The following is a 17,546-nucleotide window of genomic DNA, read 5'->3' as shown; positions in this document are numbered from 1 at the left end:
GGGCTACGCCATAATATTGATGTAAGAACATCTCTAGAAAATTTTATCCAAATTAGTTAAATCCCAAGAGTTGAAAATGCCTAACAATATCAAGCAACAAATTCAAGCCGACTTGCAACAAGCGAAAGAAACTGGACAATTAAGAACTGAGAGGATTCGAGAAATAGTAAAATCCGCAGTTTCTCAAGTAGCTTCTGAGTTTAAACAAGGTTCTAGTGAAGTTCGTAGCATCGTAAAAGATGCAGTGTCTGCTGTAATTGAAAACTTCCAAGAAAAAGGTGGCGAACTCAAAGATGAAGTGACAGCTTCCATTGAAGGAGCGCTGGAAGGGATTAATAGCAAAAGACACGAAAGCATTGCTCAAACTCAAACAGATATAAAAAGGTTACAAGCTCAACTTGATGGTGAAGAAGAACAACTCCAACAAGAGGTTGATGTAATTTTGGCAGAGATTGAAGAAACGGGTAAGGAAAAACCTGCTAGTACTAAAACTGCAATAGATTCTGCTGTCAATGCTATTAAAGATAGTGAAGAAGTAGGATTGTTAAAGAAACGTTACGCGCAACTGCAAGCGCAGCTAGCTATTGTCCGAGCTAATATGGCTGCACGCTACGGCGGACGTAATATGGAGGTTCAAGATTATCTAGACGAGGCTAAACACTGGTACGATAAGGCTCGTCCTCAAGCAGAGTCTATGGCTGTACAGGTAGAACAGAAGCGATCGCAGTTAGAAGATAAACTGGGTGAAGCTGGTACATCTCTAGCCAGAAAAGAGCGGCAAATCAAACAAACATTGAGAGAGTTACTCTTAACGGCGGCTGACTTATTCAAAGATAAGGAACCTGCTGCTAAAGAGCGCGAGACTATTCATAAATAGACTGTTTTAACGTTTAATTGACTTATAAAAGTAGGGTGGGTAATTCTCACCCTATTTTGTTGAAACAGCAGTTTTCATTAGACTTTTTACATTAATCAAAAGCCCTCACCCTAAATCCCTCTCCCAAGCTTGGGAGAGGGATTTTAAAATTGACTTCCCTTCTCCCAAATTGCGAGAAGGGGTTGGGGGATGAGAGCTTTAATATTGCGTATTAGTAAATACGCCCTTCTCGATTAAGTTGTTCATCATGCTTGGCTATAACCCAAATTGCATGAATACTACCAGGAAGCCAACCTAAAACTGTGAGCAAGATGTTAATAAACAGAGTTGGGCCAACTCCAACAGTCAGGAAAACGCCTAAAGGAGGCACTAACAAACCTAGAATAAAACGAACTAATTTCATGATTTTGCCGTATTTTTGTGAGTTTCTTTAATTACATTGTGCTGAATATACCGAATTATAAAATATCCACCTTCGGATATTTTATTTGGAGTAGAGATGTGATAAAACTGGTATTTCTACTCCTTATAATACTTATCTAGAAGGTAATTCACCTTGGGTTTTTACATCGCCACTGCTGGTTAACAGGTTTCTTTCAACAAAGTAGTTGTTAATAAAGGTGTTAGCAAAAGTTAGAATCACTGGCCCAAGAAGGAAACCAATAATTCCGCGAACTGCGAACCCAGGAACTAGGACTGCTGCTAACCAGAAACACAAACCGTTGACAACGAGCGAAAATGCTCCAAATGATAGAAAGTTAAGTGGTAGAGAAAGAGCAGACAAAACTGGTTTAACTGAACCGTTAATTAGACCAATTACTAAAGCAGCAATTATAGCCGCGGGAAAGTTAGCAATATTAACGCCTGGAACAACTAAATCAACAATCAACAGGCTCAAAGCTGTAGCTAGGGCGGTTAATAATGGTGTTAACATTTTTCTTACCTAATCACTAAAGATTTTTTGTAACTTCTTATCTCATCTTCAGCTATGTTCTAGGTTTTAACCTCTCTTGTAAGGTAGAATTTGGTTCTACCATTAGGCCTATCATTGAGAAAAATATAGCGGTTCCAATCCTGCGTAGGTTTTACTTAAAAAAGCACTCCGAGGTAGGTTGGGGAGCCACTGCGCCCTTGCGGTTCCCCAACTTGTACCCCTGCGGGGAAGCAAGCTACGCGCAGCGTCTGCCCTTCTCCCTTTGGGAGAGGCTCGCGCCAAGGGAGAAGCACGTGGCGTTTGAGGAACGAAACCCAACATTTTCACATTTTTTCGGGTTTCACTACCTTTAACCCAACCTATAAATCTTCTTAACCGATTAGTATTGCGATCGCTCAGACTTTCCAGACTCAGGCTTATAATAAAGGGCTGATTTATATAAGACTTGTTCTTGATGGGTTTCTAAAGTGCAATCAGACAAAGGATAAGTTACACAAGTAACAACATAACCAGCCTGTATTTCGCTGGGGCGTAGAAATTTTTGCTCACTTTGATCGACTTCACCACTAATAAGTTTAGCAATACACGCAGAACATTCGCCTTGTTTACACCCAGATGGTAGGCGGATACCAGCATCTTCCGCCATATCCAGAATATATTGATCGTCTGGTACTGGAATGGTGCGATCTAATCCAAGTGTAGGATTGATAAATCGAACTTGATAAACTGCCATCTGCTGTTTCTAATTATTGTTTAACTGCTTTCATCGATAAACTAATCCGTTTGAGTTTCTCGTTGATTTCTAACACCTGGACTTTGACTACTTGTCCAACTTTGACAACTTTGTTGGGATCGTCTACAAATCTATCAGCAAGTTGGGATATATGCACCAAGCCATCTTGATGTACGCCGATATCGACAAAAGCACCGAAGTTAGCGACGTTCGTCACAATTCCCTCTAGTTCCATTCCCACATTTAAGTCCCTGATTTCCTTAATTCCTTCTCTGAAGGTGGCATACTTAAACTCAGCACGAGGATCTCTACCTGGTTTTTCTAGTTCGCTGAGAATGTCGCGCAGTGTGGGTTCACCGACGCTATCGGTAACATATTTCTTCAGATTGGTCTTTTTGAGTTTTTCGGCAATTTCTGTTACCTGATTTAATGGCACATTTAGATCAGATGCGATCGCTTCTACTACAGAATAACTCTCTGGATGCACTGCTGTATTATCCAATGGGTTATCACCGCCGCGAATCCGCAGAAAACCCGCTGCTTGTTCAAAAGCCTTTGGCCCCAGCTTCGGAACTTTCAACAGTTGTCGGCGATTTTTAAAGGCTCCATTCTGGTTGCGATGGGCAACAATGTTATTGGCAACGGTTGCCGTAATCCCAGAGACGGATGTCAGAAGTTCTTTGGAGGCGGTGTTTAAGTCTACGCCGACGTAATTCACGCAGCTTTCTACAGTGTCATCCAATTTCTTTTTCAACAACTTCTGATCGACATCGTGCTGATATTGTCCCACACCAATAGATTTGGGATCGATTTTCACTAGTTCCGCCAAAGGGTCTTGCAAACGGCGGCCGATACTAATTGCGCCACGCACAGTAATATCTAAATCGGGAAACTCTTCTAACGCCACTTTGCTAGCAGAATATATAGATGCGCCAGACTCATTCACCATCACCTTAACTGGTTTGCGTTCTATATTTTGTAATACTTGCGTGACAAATTCCTCTGTCTCGCGGGACGCTGTACCGTTACCGATGGCGATTAACTCAATTTTGTACTTTTCAATCAGATTTTTGACAGTTTGTGCAGCTTTGAGTCGCTGTTCAGCCGCTTGGTGGGGAAATACTGCCTGATATTCCAAAAATTGTCCCGTTTGGTCGAGGACAGCAACCTTACACCCAGTTCTAAATCCAGGGTCTATCGCCAAGGTTGGTTTCATCCCTGCTGGTGCAGACAGCAGCAACTCCCGCAGATTAGTTTCAAATGTCTTGATTGATTCTATGTCTGCATAAACTTTTTTCTCAGAAATAACCTCTCCCATTAGAGATATTTTCATCAAACGGTTGAATGCATCCTTTAACATTGATTGATAAAAATCTCGAATTGTCCGTACTTTGGTTTTAATTTCTTTCGACTCAAGATAGTAAAGTACCGTATCCTCATCGAAAGCAATTTCAAAGCTTAATATTTTTTCGGTTTCACCCCGGCACAACGCCAGCATATTGTGGGGTGCAATATTTTTTACCCTAATTTGATAGTTACGGTACATCTCAAATTTGGTTGTACCTTCGGGATAATCATCTTTGATGCGGGAGACGAATACCCCTTCTTCTAAAAGATAATCACGGATATACGCACGTAACTCAGCTTTTTCAGCTACTTCTTCTGCCAAAATATCAGCAGCACCTTTGAGCGCTTCTTCTGCTGTTTTTACTCCCTTGGTTTCAGAAATATACTTAGCCGCTTCTTCTTCCAAAGAAGCCGTTGCACCATTTTTGACATTTAGCGACTTGATGAACTCTGCTAGTGGTTCTAGTCCTTTTTCTCTGGCGATGGTGGCACGGGTGCGGCGCTTTGGGCGATAGGGTAAGTATAAATCTTCAAGTTCGGTTTTTTGTAAGCAAGATGAGATTTTAGCTTTGAGTTCATCTGTAAGTTTATCTTGTTGGGCGATCGCACTTAAAATCACCGATTTTCGTTCTTCCAGTTCTGTTAAATAAGTATATCGATCGGCCAGTTCGCGTAGTTGCACTTCATTCATTTCATCGGTGCGCTCTTTGCGGTAACGTGCAATAAAGGGAATTGTTGCACCCTCCGCCAAAAGTTCCAGCGCGTTTTGCACCTGATGGGATTTGAGGTTTATTTCAGTTGCCAGTATTTGAGGAATGTTCAGCATTAGGTGTCTAAAATGAAAATGCTACTTCTAAAGGTAATATGCTAGACCCTTATCCTGGCGCAAGGCCAAAGTTTTAAGCTAATTTACCAGATGATTGCTCGCAAGAGTGCAATTGGCGAAATAGACAAAACCCACCTACGCAAGTTTTATAACCCTTTCAATCCGCGTAGATGAATCAGAACTTGTCTAGCACAGGGCAGCTTGGCTGATTGAGGAGAACGACAAAAGTAGCATCACCCATAGGAATTGTCTGTTTCTCAGGGACTTCCAAATAAAAAAACATCCCAAATTTTCTTGTCGGATGGGTGTCCCCACCCGTCCCAGATTTAGGGCGCTCATGTTGCCCACCCCACAAAATGGATAATTTATTTCTTGCTTGGAAGTCCCTTAAACACTACGCAATTTCGCGTAGCGTCTCGTACCCACTTTTAAAGCTTGCTACGCTCACCATCGAACACAGAAAAAGGGGTTGTCAAGTTTTTTGGCGCTTCATCTATCGCAATAATTATTCCAATTGGCGTAAAATACAACCTTGCGTAATCTTGATTTTCTATAATATTTATTTCGCTCGACTGTTGTAGCCAAAACCTTATTGGATGTAAGATTAACCACACTTCCAAAAAATTTGTTTGTTCTAAAAACACTACAACCTTTAGTTCAGAGGTTAGTAAAATGCTTTTGTTTTTCTTGATACCACTATGTACTGCTTTAGCTACAGGCTACTTGTTCAAAAAGAGTAGTGATGAAATTGCATATCTTGCAGGTGTATTTGCAGCGATTAGCTTTATATTAAGTTTAGTATTAGCACCTTGGCAGATTCAGTTTGGATTATTAATCATTGTCTTCGTCATTACCAACAGACTTTTGCAGGATAATGAGTCCAAACAATAGGAAAACAACCTAGAGAAACCTCTATCCAGCCAATGAAACTCAGCGTTGTTTTTCTTGATACCACTATCTACTGTTTTAGCTACTGCCTACTGGTTCAAAAAGAGTACTAATAAAATTGCATATTTTGCAGCGATTAGCTTGATTTTAAATTTAGTACTAGCATCTTGACAGATTCAATTTGGATTGTTAATCATTATTACCAACAGACTTTTGTGAGGATAATGAATCCGAACAATAGAAATATCTCTACCCAGCCAAGTCAAATTGGCGGACTAATAGCTCTGTCTAAAATATGTGAATTTAGATGGAGATTTTTGTGGATATAAAACAATTCAAACTCTCGATTGTCATCTAAAATTCTGGCTGTAATTTGGTGTAACGTTGTGTGATATTATCAGTGCCAGTACTGTTGTTCGAGCTTAAATTTTCCTTTGGTAAACTTTTAACTTTGCATTTATCGAGTCTAATACTAACTCTTTACTTAATACAAGTAATACAAGTTTAAGTATCTAGGCATAAATAAACTTAAAGTTTGTAGTAAGGACTTTAGTCCTGATAATCCTTACTCTGAGCGATAAATCGCTCACCACAAACTAGGAGTTTATTTTGTATTTAATTATGTCTACCTACTTAATACCCAGAAATTAGTTCATAAATGTACAAAATTCTAAGACAAAAATTTATAATGGAGGAGGGCTTTTATTTTATGAAGTTTTTGTTTAAGTGTATTTGTCAGTAGATAAATTTTTGATAAAGTATAACGATAAATTTGCAACACACCTTTCTCGTGGTATTCTAGTAAGTAATTACATGTAGCAATAAGTTTGGAGAAAAAAGCCTATTTAAAATTACGAGGAGAAATCAAGCAAACCTAATACTGAATGGTGTAGAAATATCTCAAATTCAATACAACTAACGTCAACTTAAAGTTGATTAGCCGACGCTAGTTTGCATTAGTTGTTTTGTTAAAAAGGCTCCATTTGGACATTCAGCGAAATTCCCCATAAACCTGTAAAGCGTATTACTGTAGATTGATTTATCTCCTCTCTATGATTTACGCCCCCAGTCATACTTGTATTACTTATTGCGTTACCATACCCAAAAATAGCACGTATACATACTCAATTTGAGTAAAAGCCTTTACTTTTATAAATCGGCTTAATTGCCAGCCGAGATTACAGATATGTCTGTGAGTCGGGAGAAATTTTATGATATGTTCAGTACATTAATCAACTTTCCTGGAGCAAATAGAGAATATTTATCAATCCAGCTAGGTTTTAGAGCTTGAGAAGAGCAATAGTATCTTCAAAAGATTTCGACAGCAGGATACAACTGATGAAAGTTAATGAATGGGTTAATCAACAATTCTAGCAATCCATTTTGGTTTAGGTGCATCTGTTGAATATGTGGGTGGAATTAGAGTTCAGCATCAGCGATGTCTACAACTGTCTACACCTACGCACACTGCAAACTTTGTGTATGTAGATATAATTTGTGACAAAGTTATCAACCTTCTCTATATCTGCATCTACTATTAGATTATCGCGATCGCGCTAAAAATAGCGTTAGAGCAAACCTGGGTAGCACAGAAAATATGTGTAATTCACAGTTGGGCAAACTCTAAATTGATTGTGTCAATTGCCAAGCAATAAATTGGTTTGCTTGAGAGTATAACCCAGTAAAAAAAAATAAGCGTGCTTTACTCCCAATCATATCGAACGCTGTCATGATAGAGCAACTATACTGAAATATTACATAGTATTTAGTTTTTAACTTTAGGGCATGAGCTTCAACGATCATTTTGATATCAGTCACTTCAGCATAGCCTTCCTAATTTTGTTGTCTATTTACTGAAGTGGAGATCGAATTTTAGAGAAGGTGTTGCCGGGATATGAAACGTTCAAAACAACTGACTTTTTACTGCTCGGTTCATACCTACTATCTTGATTAAGGCAAAGTACTATGAAATCTATGTCGCAAAGCTCAAACTTTAAAATAATCCCTTATACTATTTTATTTGTAAGTATTTTACTTAGTATCTGTGGACAACTGCTGATGAAAAATGCCATGCTTTATACAAACGAGGGAGTATTTAATTGGGATTTTCTTCAAAAATTATCATTAGCTATTACTGTTTACTGTTTAGGAATAGTAAATTGGATATTGGCTCTGCGCTCTGTAAAATTAAGTATTGCTTATCCACTGACAAGTTTAAATTATGTCGGGATACTTTTCGGTTCATACTACTTTTTTAATGAGGTGATTACATTAACTCGAATAGTAGGAGTAATCACTATCTTCTTGGGTGTTCTTTTAGTAGTTATCCCCATAAAAAAGCTCAAGTTTAGATAATTAATTACTTCAAAAATAAAAAAATGAATATTTTTACTTGGCTAAATTTAATACTTGTTGTTTTGTTTGGAACAACAGCTCAACTCTCACTTAAATATGGATTTTACATCTCTAACTCTAATAAAGGAGAAAGCGGATCTCTCAAAAATCTCTTATTATCTCGTTATTTTTTGATTTGGTTTATCTGCTATACATTTATGACTATATTGTGGCTTTATGTATTGCGGACAATTCCTTTAAGTCAAGCGTTTCCCGTTTTAGGATTAATGTATGCATTTGTACCAATTGCTTCTCACTATCTTTTAAAAGAAGAAGTTGTTTTTAGTCAGTGGTTAGGAATTTCCGTTATTATAACTGGCGTAATTCTAGTTGGACATTGATAGATTAACAAGCGAATAATCAGATTATTAATATTAATAGTTTTTGAAGATCATCCTCTAAAAATTTTCACAAAATCTAAATTTAATTTATGAATATCGGCATCGTTGGCGGAGGTATAACTGGGCTAGTATTAGCTCAACGTCTTTCACATCAAGGACATAAAGTCACCATATTTGATAGTAGCAAGCAGCTTGGTGGACTTACTACCTATCATGATTACGGATTATTTACCTGGGATCGCTTTTATCACGTTATCCTACCTTCTGATACTCACTTAATAAACTTTATCAGAGATATTGGTCTTGGAGATAAACTACGTTGGCATCGAAGTTTAACAGGCTTTTATGACAATAAAAAGTTTTATTCTATTAGTAATACTATAGAATTCCTGCGTTTTCCTCTATTTGGAATTATAGGTAAAATCAGATTAGCTTTTACTCTTCTATATGGTTCACGTCTTAATAACTGGCGGCGCTTAGAGAAGATTTTAGTTGAAGATTGGCTATTAAAACTAGGTGGTAAAAACACATACGAAAAGCTTTGGAAACCTTTGCTTTTATCCAAATTAGGAGAAAATTATAAGCGAATCTCAGCAGTTTTTATCTGGGCTTATATCAAACGACTATTTTCAGCGCGTGATTCTTCATTAAATAAAGAACAACTTGGTTATGTCTCCGGCGGTTATAAAACTGTTTTTGACCATATAGAGAAATTAATTTATGCGGCTGGAGGTCATATCCACAAAGGTGTTGCGGTTGAATATATCGCACCTCATCCAGGGGGTGGAATGTGGGTAGAATCTCAGGGTAAAAAAGAGCATTTTGATAAAGTCATCTTTACTGGCCCAGTTAATATCTTGCAACAGGTTGCTGCGAGGGAACTGGTGAAAGTTTCAGACACTACTAAAACAGTAGAATACCTGGGTGTAATCTGCATGGTACTGATTACTCGTAAACCTCTAGTTCCTTATTACGTAGTCAATATTGCCGATAAAAACATTCCTTTTACCGGAGTTATCGGTATGAGTAACTTAGTTTCTTTAGAAGAGACAGCAGGGTATCACATTACATTCCTACCAAAATATATTCTTTCCACCGACCCATTGTTAAAACAACCAGATGACGAATTACGTCCAATATTTTTCCAAGGTATACGTTTAATGTTCCCCGAACTTAAAGCAGATGACATTGTAGCAGCACATATTAATCGAGCGATTAAAGTACAGCCACTACAAGTTTTAAATTATTCCAGCCTTGTTCCAAAAGTGAGTACTGAAAACGATGATTTTTTCGTCGTCAATACCTCACAGTTGGTCAACGATAGCGTCAACAACAACGCAGTAGTTCGACAAGTCGATGAATTTCTCAAAAAATCAGCATTAGTGAATTATTGAAATTTGAGTAATCACACTTTATTTTAAAAATCACGCGAGGTCTTTATGAGTCTTTTTGTTCTTTTACCCGCATATAACGAGCAAGAGTCAATTCGACCCTTGTTCAAAAAGTTCCAAACATTGCAGCAAATCTTTAATATAGAGATAGAACTGATTCTTGTCGATGATGGCAGTAGTGATAAAACTGCTCAGACTGCAATAGATGAATCTCAATCACTAGGTATATTACTGAAGTTAGTCCAACATCCTAAAAATGCTGGTTTAGGTCAAGCAATTAAAACAGGTTTCACGACTTTCTTAGAAATTTCCAAAGAAGGTGATTTTTTAGCGGCGATGGATTGTGATAATACTCAACCACCAGAGCTATTAATAAAAATGTATGACACTATGATAGCTGGTAGCTATGATATTGCGATCGCGTCTAGATATCGCAAAGGTTCTAAAGTCATAGGCTTATCAAAATTTAGAGAGCTGATGAGTTACGGAGCCAGCTGGCTTTTCAGAATTGCCGCCCGTGTACCAGGCGTAAAAGACTACACTTGTGGTTACAGACTGTATAACCGTACTTTCCTCAGTAAACTGGATATGTATTATGGAGACAATCTATTCACTGAAAGTGGATTTGCTTGCATGATAGATTTACTGCTGAAAGCCAAAGCCCTCAAACCAAAAATCGTAGAAATTCCAATGGTTTTGAGATACGACCAAAAGCCGACTGCTAGTAAAATGAAAATTCTTAAAACTATTACTCGAACACTAAAGCTCTTGTTTAAGAATCTACTATCAACAGAGCCAGCTTCTAATTTAGGTCAGACTTTCAAACAGCAAGAAACACTCAGAATTCCACTAAGAATGGCAAACCGTAAATAAACCTGAGAAGAAAAGTCTGGATTCTTTGGTTGAGAAGAGTGCCAGTAAATACATAAATATAAGTGTATTTTTCTACACTTATACAAAAGCGGAGCTTTCCTTGCTCCGCTTTTGTATTCTGACTTCTGAATTATTCGTCAAATAGCTCCAAATTTCTAGTCTGTGGGCGGATTTGCCAAGGCGTTGTTAAAGGGGAGGGAAATCCACACGTTTTTCTAGCAACTGTGGCTTTTGCTCATTTGTTAGACTGAACAAACCAGGATTTTTTCAGTCAAATCTCTGAACTACGCCAGCAGACGAGGCTACCCATGCTTACAAGTACGCTACTTCTCTCGAATCAACTTCCCACTCTCCAATATTCCTCCACACCAGAGCGTTTCGATGAAACCTGGGAAGCCCCCCTGGCTACCCTTCTGGGACTAGGACGCGCCGCTGGTGCTGACTTCATCGAATTATTTTTAGAGCGTCGCAACTATATTAGTTCTCTTGCAGAAGATGACGCCATCACGAGTATTTCACCCAGTCTGTCTACAGGCGCGGGAGTCAGAGTATTTCGTGGTAAAGCTGACTGCTACGTTAGCACCAATGACCTTTCGTTTTCCGGTTTGAAAGCAGCCTTAGAAAAAGGTCTTTCTATCTTGGGATTGCAGCTACCCACTGCTAAGGCTTTCATCCCAGAAATCAACCTAGAATTACTCAGAGATTACGCCACCAAAAGAGGTAAAGATGCATGGCTACCAGTGTGTAGCTCCATCCGAGAAATGGGAGAAATCCTCCTAGATGGTACTGCCCACCTGAAGCAAAAAGCTAGCCATGTTCAATCGCGCCGTGCTACCTATTTCCGGGATTGGCAAGAAGTTTTAATTGCCGCTAGTGACGGGACTTTTGCCCGTGATATTCGCCTCACGCAATCAGTCGGATTTAACCTATTGTGTGCTGATGGTGCTAATCGTACCTCAATTGGCGATCGCGCGGGTAATACTAGTGATGCCAACTTCTTGAGAACTTGGGATTCTCAACAAGCCGCTGAGAAAATAGCAGAATCGGCTGGAAAAATGCTCTACGCAGATTACGTGGAATCAGGTACTTACCCGATTATTATGGCCAATCACTTTGGTGGGGTAATCTTCCACGAAGCTTGCGGACACTTGCTAGAAACCACTCAAATAGAACGTAATACCACTCCCTTTGCTGACAAAAAAGGCGAAAAAATTGCCCATGAAAGTTTGACAGCTTGGGATGAAGGGCGTTCTGAAAATGCCTTCGGAACAATTGACATGGATGACGAAGGTATGCCTGCTCAAAGAACCCTCTTAATTGAAAAAGGTGTTCTGAAAAACTTCTTGGCAGATAGAACAGGTTCCTCACGCACCGGACACCCCAGAACTGGAAGTGGACGCCGCCAAAATTATACCTATGCCGCTGCTAGCCGGATGCGTAATACTTATATTGATTCTGGCGAATATAGCAATGATGAATTATTTGCCTCTGTTGATAAAGGTATTTACTGTAAAAAGATGGGTGGTGGTAGCGTTGGTGCTACAGGTCAATTTAACTTTAGTGTTGATGAAGCTTATTTAATTGAAAATGGCAAAATCACCAAACCGTTAAAGGGAGCAATTCTCATCGGTGAAGCCAAGGAAATCATGAATAAAATTTCCATGTGTTCCCAAGATTTGGAAATTGCACCAGGTTTTTGTGGTTCCGTTAGTGGCAGTATTTACACCACAGTCGGACAACCCCATATCAAGGTTGATTCTATTACCGTAGGTGGACGATAAGAATTTTAGATTTTAGATTTTGGATTTTGGATTGTGAATGAGCAGGAGTTTAAGGCTAGAACAAAGCAGCTGGCGTTATGAGTTATTCGTCTAGTTGAGCAACTACCACAAACTAGAGTTGCAGTCGTAACATCCAAAATCCAAAATTTAATATCAAAAATGGAATCGCTTCCAATCCAAAATATGAAATCCAAAATCCAAAATAGACTATGCCGAATATAAATGAAATTGCAAATTCTGCCAAGGACAATGCTGATAAACTTGGCATTAAGAAATTCGACATTTATGGCTCAACAGTAGATGATACTAGCGTGCAAGTAGACCAAGGTGAGCCAAAACAAGTGAAAGCTTCAAACCGCTCTGGTGTTACTGTTCGTGTCTGGAATGAAGATAATACAATGGGTGTTACCAGCACCACAGATGTAGACCCCAAGGGACTAGAATTAGCTTTAAAAACTGCCTACGAAGCCAGTTTCTTTGGTGTTAAAGAAAATGTTCCTGATTTTAGTCCAGAGGCTACTACTCCGATTCCAAGTAAACCTCAAGATAAAGTACCCCAAGCACCTGTTGCTGAACTCATAGAAAAATTGTTGGTAGCTGAAAAAGAATTACTGGCAGCCCATCCAGCAATTAAAGGTGTACCTTATAATGGTTTATCGCAAAGAGATATTGACAGGTTTTATCTCAATAGCGACGGCGCAGTCAGAACTGAATCTCACTCTCTAGCATCAGTTTATCTTTATAGCAAAACTGAGGAAGATGGCAAAAAACCTCGCAGTGCAGGCGCTTATAGAATCAACCAACGTTTAGATAATCTAGATATTAATGGTTGCATCAAAGAAACCGCCGATAAAACTATCAGTCACTTGAATTATGAAAAAATCAAGACTGGTAAATATCGAGTTGTTTTCTCAGCAGAAGCTTTCTTAAGTCTGCTGGGTGCTTTTTCTAACTTGTTCAATGCCCAAAGTATTTTAGACAATCAAAGCCTATCTACCCCTGATGATTTAGGTAAGCAAATTGCTTCTCCTTTAATTTCAGTTTCCGATGATGCATTGCATCCAGCTAACGTTGGTGCGGAAACTTTTGATGGCGAAGGAACTCCCACTCGTCAAATTTCCCTGATTGAAAATGGCGTTTTAACAGGATTTCTTCATAGTGCTGGCACTGCTAAAAGGTTAAATGCTCAGCCAACGGGTAATGCTAGTATTGGTGCAAAAGTCAGCGTCAGTCCCAATTTTTATCACGTATTTTCAACAGCAACTCCTGAGCAAGAGTTTAGCTTAGACACTGCTGAAAATGTGATTTTTATCGATGATTTACAAGCTCTCCATGCTGGAGTTAAATCCTTGCAAGGTTCCTTTTCTTTGCCGTTTGATGGTTGGCTAGTTAATAAGGGTGTCAGGACGAGTATTGAGTCAGCAACTGTTGCTGGCGATTTCTTGGAACTCTTGAAGTCAATTATTTATGTAGAAAAAGAGCCAGAATTAACGCCAGGTGGAGTTTGCCCGAAAATCTGGGTTAATGAACTATCGATTACTGGCGAATAAAAGTTAAAAAGTAGAGAGTTAGGAGTTAAGTTAAACTCTTAACTCATTACTTTTGCATAATGAGCGATCATTAATATTCACCACCTACGCTAATGTCAGTATTAAAGACATCAGCACCAGTTAAATCAATATTAGCCAAAACTGCGCCATTTACGTCAGTATTATATAAATGAGCATTACTCAAATCAACGTTGGTAAGATTAGCATTATTTAAGCTAGTACCGCTGACAAAAGCATCTGTAAGATTAGCAGACTTTAAATTAGCACCGGTTAAATCTGCACCTTCTAAGTTAGCACCTTCGAGATTAGCTCCTTTTAAATTTGCATTTCTTAAGTCAGCACCGATTAGATGAGCGCCTTTGAGGTTAGCTCCTGCTAGATTGCATCCCATACATTCTCTAGTTTCTAACAAGCGGCGGACAGGGGCGGAATTTTCTGCTTTGACGGGAATGGGAGCAGCTAAAGATAGCGTGCTGAGTAAGGCTGCTGCCGTCAAAAAAATTCGTTTCATAATTTACCTCGGACACTTCTAGAAGTCATGAAATTCTGATCTTCTACGATACCAGTGTGCCAAGATTAGAGAATTCTGTCCTCATGCGATCGGAAGAATAATAAATGCCATGAGATGAGATATTCTTCCGTAACTTAGTCCGATGGGAGTAAATTTCCAACTGAGATTATATTAAGCTTTGCCGCTACCTAACAAATACAGCAAGGCCATGCGAACGGCAACACCGCTGGTAACTTGTGATTGAATGAGACTAAATTCTGGATCATCCATCAATTCAGAACTAATTTCAACACCACGGTTGACTGGGCCTGGATGCAAAACTTTGACGTTCGGTTTACAAAGTTGCAGTTTTGTGCGTGTAATGCCAAACAGTTGATGATATTCTCGCAAACTTGGCAGTAAATGAGCTGTCATCCGTTCCTTTTGCAGACGTAAAGTCATGACAAAATCGGCATTCTGCAAAGCTGGTTCTAATTGCCAGTGTAGAAATAGTTGGGGATTGGGGGAATAATTTCTGCCTTCTACTTCCTCCGAGATAAACTCGGCAAATAATTTAGGTAAAAGGGTTGGTGGTGCTGCCAGATGAACTTCAGCACCACTAGCAATTAAACTCCAAATATTCGATCGCGCCACACGAGAATGGAGAATATCCCCAACAATGGCAATCTTTTTCCCCTTTAAAAGTTCCAGTCTGGGACTAGCTGGGTCAATTAGAGTAGTTATGGTAAATAAATCTAGCAGTGCTTGAGAAGGATGCTCATGTTGACCATCACCAGCATTGAGGACGCTAACTCGTACACCTAGACGATCCATTTCAGATGCGATCGCATTTGGTACTCCTGCCTCTCGATGGCGGACTACCATAATATCAGTTCCCATTGCCAAATAAGTTTTCGCCGTGTCGAGAATTGTTTCTCCCTTAGTCATAGAAGATGTGGCGGCGGCGAAGTTTAGTGTATCTGCACTTAAGCGTTTCGCTGCAAGTTCAAAACTGCTGCGGGTGCGGGTAGACGATTCAAAAAATAAATTCGCCACCACCTGTCCCTGCAAGGTTGGTACTTTCTTTGTCCGCCGTGATAGCACCTCTTGAAAACTGGCCGCAGTTTGCAAAACTGTATCGTATTCAGTAGTAGTGAAGTCAGCTAGGGAAAGAATGTGATGACGATTCCAAGTTGTAGTAGGCATAGAATTTGGGGAGTGGAGACAAGGAGGACAAGGGGGACAAGGAGACAAGGGGGACAAGGAGGACAAGGAGGACCAGGGGGAATTATTGAACAAGTCTCTCCCTTGTCTCCCCCCTCTTCTTGGTATACCTTGTCTCTTCTCCATGCCCAATGCCCCATTCCCAATGCCCAATCCCTTTATGTTGGTAAATGCAAAACGTTTAAAGCTAGAGAAATTAGACTAAGGAACGTTAAAAATCCAATTGTATCTAGCATTGTAGTCACTAATGGGCCACTAACCAAGGCGGGGTCAAGCTTCAGTCGTTTCAAAGCCATTGGCAGTAAAGTGCCGAGTGTAACAGCCACAATTGTATTAGTTGCCATGACCATTCCGGCAATTAAAGCCACCCATCGCTCTTGAGGTCGTGCCCAAATTAAGGAAAGCAGGATCATGGTCGTGGCTAAAGCGAGAGCTGTACCTAAACCAGCTAGAAGTTCTTTGCGAAGAATTTTTAAGGTATCTTTGGGTGTTACTTCTCCCACTCCCAAGCCGCGAATTGTTACCGTTAATGATTGAATACCGACAGTACCACCAGTGTTAGAAAAAATTGGCATGATTACTGCTAGAACTGGTACTGCGGCAATTACAGATTGAAAAGGCGCGATCGCACTGGCTGCACCAATATACATGGCCATAATCCCCAACAGCCAAGGCAAGCGGTTGCGGATGGTTAACAGGGGAGAGGATAAAGCTGCTTCATCACCACTCACACCCCCCAGTTTTTGGATATCTTCTGTGGCTTCCTCTTCCAAAATATCCATGACATCATCAATGGTGACAATGCCCACCAATCGGTCTTCCCGATCAACTACGGGGATAGCGATTAAGTCGTAGCGCTGCATAATTCGCGCCACTTCTTCTTGAGGAGTTTCAGTTCTCACTTTGATGACGCGATCGCTAGCAATATCTTTGATGAAAACATCGGGAAAGGTAAACAGCAATTGCCGTAGTGAAACTACTCTCACCAGCGTCCGGTTATCGTCTGTGACGTAGGCGTAGTAAATCGACTCCTTGTCTTCGTCCTGACGGCGGATTTTGCTCAAGGCTTCACCTACAGTCAATCCTTGCCGCAACCGGACATATTCGGTTGTCATCACCCGCCCAGCAGTGCCTTCTGGATAGCCGAGAATCGTTGCTGTTGCTTGCCTTTGTTCTGGACTCAGTTCTTGCAATAGCCGTTTGATTACCCCAGCGGGTAGTTCATCAAATAATTCTGCCCGTTCATCGGGACTCATCGCTTCTACAAGTTGCACTACCTGGACATCATGTAGAGAATTAATTAGTTCTTCCTGCACCACTGTAGGCAAATATTCAAATACATCAATTGCCTGAGCTTTATTGAGTAAACGAAATGCGATCGCCCGTTGTTGTTCAGGCAATTGTGTAATGTAGTCTCCCACATCCACAGGTTGCAAGCGATTTAAATCCCATTTCAACTGGTTTAAATCGGTAGTATCAGTTAGCAAATCACGAATATCTTCTGTGAGCATGATATATATCTCCTAAGTCTCCCCCGCGCTGGGAGACTTCCTCACCACAGCTCAGAGGAGGTTGATACTGCCATCTTGTGGACTATTGCCCATAAAATTTCAACAATTCAATATCGATAGCTAAATCAAAGCATTGCTAGTCATCATCCTAACCCGGAATAGCGCTGTCCGGTAGATAGTGAGGAAATTTTATATCTTTAGTAGCTTTATATAAATTTTTAGCTTGCTACCTTGATTTTTTTGGCGGAATTATTCTGCGATCGCAGTAAGTTTTGCTACTAATATAATCTGTGAGAGCTGGCGATCGCGAATAAATAACCATACGGATGGCTAAAAAAAGGGAGTTGTCTCCAAACAGGGCATTAAAAAACTTCTGCTCATTCACA

The 17,546-nt window shown here is 39.9% G+C and carries 15 protein-coding genes; 8 read left to right on the top strand and 7 right to left on the bottom strand.

What is annotated here, in order from left to right:
- Positions 1 to 76: 76 nt before the first annotated feature.
- Positions 77 to 877 carry a histidine kinase gene (locus RMX69_RS15685; RefSeq protein WP_322637988.1) on the top strand — a complete coding sequence of 267 codons (801 nt, stop codon included), beginning with the start codon at positions 77 to 79 and terminating at the stop codon, positions 875 to 877.
- Between the two features lie 211 nt (positions 878 to 1,088).
- On the opposite strand, the gene RMX69_RS15680 is transcribed toward RMX69_RS15685, so the two are convergent.
- The 4 genes from RMX69_RS15680 to RMX69_RS15665 form a co-directional block, all read right to left on the bottom strand.
- A complete protein-coding gene (locus RMX69_RS15680) occupies positions 1,089 to 1,280 on the bottom strand; it encodes a YqaE/Pmp3 family membrane protein (protein WP_322637987.1) in 192 nt (63 codons plus the stop codon).
- Between the two features lie 132 nt (positions 1,281 to 1,412).
- On the bottom strand, positions 1,413 to 1,811 hold the full coding sequence (locus RMX69_RS15675) for a phage holin family protein (RefSeq protein ID WP_190940546.1): 399 nt from the start codon (positions 1,809 to 1,811) through the stop codon (positions 1,413 to 1,415).
- A gap of 379 nt (positions 1,812 to 2,190) precedes the next feature.
- Positions 2,191 to 2,544 carry a 2Fe-2S iron-sulfur cluster-binding protein gene (locus RMX69_RS15670; protein ID WP_322637986.1) on the bottom strand — a complete coding sequence of 118 codons (354 nt, stop codon included), beginning with the start codon at positions 2,542 to 2,544 and terminating at the stop codon, positions 2,191 to 2,193.
- 13 nt (positions 2,545 to 2,557) lie between these two features.
- Entirely contained in the window at positions 2,558 to 4,717 is a 2,160-nt protein-coding gene (locus RMX69_RS15665; RefSeq protein WP_322637985.1) for a Tex family protein, read from the bottom strand.
- 672 nt (positions 4,718 to 5,389) lie between these two features.
- Here RMX69_RS15665 and RMX69_RS15660 point away from each other — a divergent pair.
- The 7 genes from RMX69_RS15660 (at position 5,390) to RMX69_RS15630 (ending at position 13,935) form a co-directional block, all read left to right on the top strand.
- A complete protein-coding gene (locus RMX69_RS15660) occupies positions 5,390 to 5,608 on the top strand; it encodes a hypothetical protein (protein ID WP_322637984.1) in 219 nt (72 codons plus the stop codon).
- A gap of 1,962 nt (positions 5,609 to 7,570) precedes the next feature.
- Complete coding sequence (locus tag RMX69_RS15655; RefSeq protein ID WP_289796385.1) at positions 7,571 to 7,960, top strand: EamA family transporter; 390 nt, start codon at positions 7,571 to 7,573, stop codon at positions 7,958 to 7,960.
- A gap of 23 nt (positions 7,961 to 7,983) precedes the next feature.
- Positions 7,984 to 8,340, top strand: coding sequence for an EamA family transporter (locus RMX69_RS15650; RefSeq protein WP_322637983.1), 357 nt, complete (start codon positions 7,984 to 7,986; stop codon positions 8,338 to 8,340).
- Between the two features lie 89 nt (positions 8,341 to 8,429).
- The gene (locus tag RMX69_RS15645; RefSeq protein ID WP_289796383.1) at positions 8,430 to 9,734 is read left to right on the top strand and encodes an NAD(P)/FAD-dependent oxidoreductase; all 1,305 of its coding nucleotides are present in this window, start codon (positions 8,430 to 8,432) and stop codon (positions 9,732 to 9,734) included.
- 45 nt (positions 9,735 to 9,779) lie between these two features.
- Positions 9,780 to 10,604, top strand: a complete 825-nt coding sequence (locus RMX69_RS15640) for a glycosyltransferase family 2 protein (protein ID WP_289796382.1) — start codon at positions 9,780 to 9,782, stop codon at positions 10,602 to 10,604.
- A 308-nt stretch (positions 10,605 to 10,912) separates the two neighbouring features.
- Positions 10,913 to 12,385, top strand: a complete 1,473-nt coding sequence (locus tag RMX69_RS15635) for a TldD/PmbA family protein (protein ID WP_289796381.1) — start codon at positions 10,913 to 10,915, stop codon at positions 12,383 to 12,385.
- Between the two features lie 209 nt (positions 12,386 to 12,594).
- Positions 12,595 to 13,935, top strand: a complete 1,341-nt coding sequence (locus RMX69_RS15630; protein ID WP_322637982.1) for a TldD/PmbA family protein — start codon at positions 12,595 to 12,597, stop codon at positions 13,933 to 13,935.
- 70 nt (positions 13,936 to 14,005) lie between these two features.
- On the opposite strand, the gene RMX69_RS15625 is transcribed toward RMX69_RS15630, so the two are convergent.
- The 3 genes from RMX69_RS15625 to mgtE all read right to left on the bottom strand — a co-directional run bounded on the left by RMX69_RS15625 (position 14,006) and on the right by mgtE (position 17,160).
- Positions 14,006 to 14,446: a pentapeptide repeat-containing protein gene (locus RMX69_RS15625; RefSeq protein WP_289796379.1), complete on the bottom strand. Its 441-nt coding sequence runs from the start codon at positions 14,444 to 14,446 to the stop codon at positions 14,006 to 14,008.
- Positions 14,447 to 14,617: 171 nt separating this feature from the next.
- Entirely contained in the window at positions 14,618 to 15,631 is a 1,014-nt protein-coding gene (locus RMX69_RS15620) for an aspartate carbamoyltransferase catalytic subunit (protein ID WP_289796378.1), read from the bottom strand.
- 176 nt (positions 15,632 to 15,807) lie between these two features.
- Positions 15,808 to 17,160 (bottom strand): magnesium transporter, encoded by a 1,353-nt coding sequence (mgtE, locus tag RMX69_RS15615; RefSeq protein WP_289796377.1) that lies wholly within the window; start codon positions 17,158 to 17,160, stop codon positions 15,808 to 15,810.
- Between the last annotated feature and the right edge of the window lie 386 nt (positions 17,161 to 17,546).

The sequence above is a fragment of the Nostoc sp. EspVER01 genome (genome assembly GCF_034530635.1).
Lineage (GTDB): Bacteria > Cyanobacteriota > Cyanobacteriia > Cyanobacteriales > Nostocaceae > Nostoc.
The sequence above is the reverse complement of the archived record's forward strand: the minus strand, read 5'-3'. Positions and strand labels throughout refer to the sequence as shown.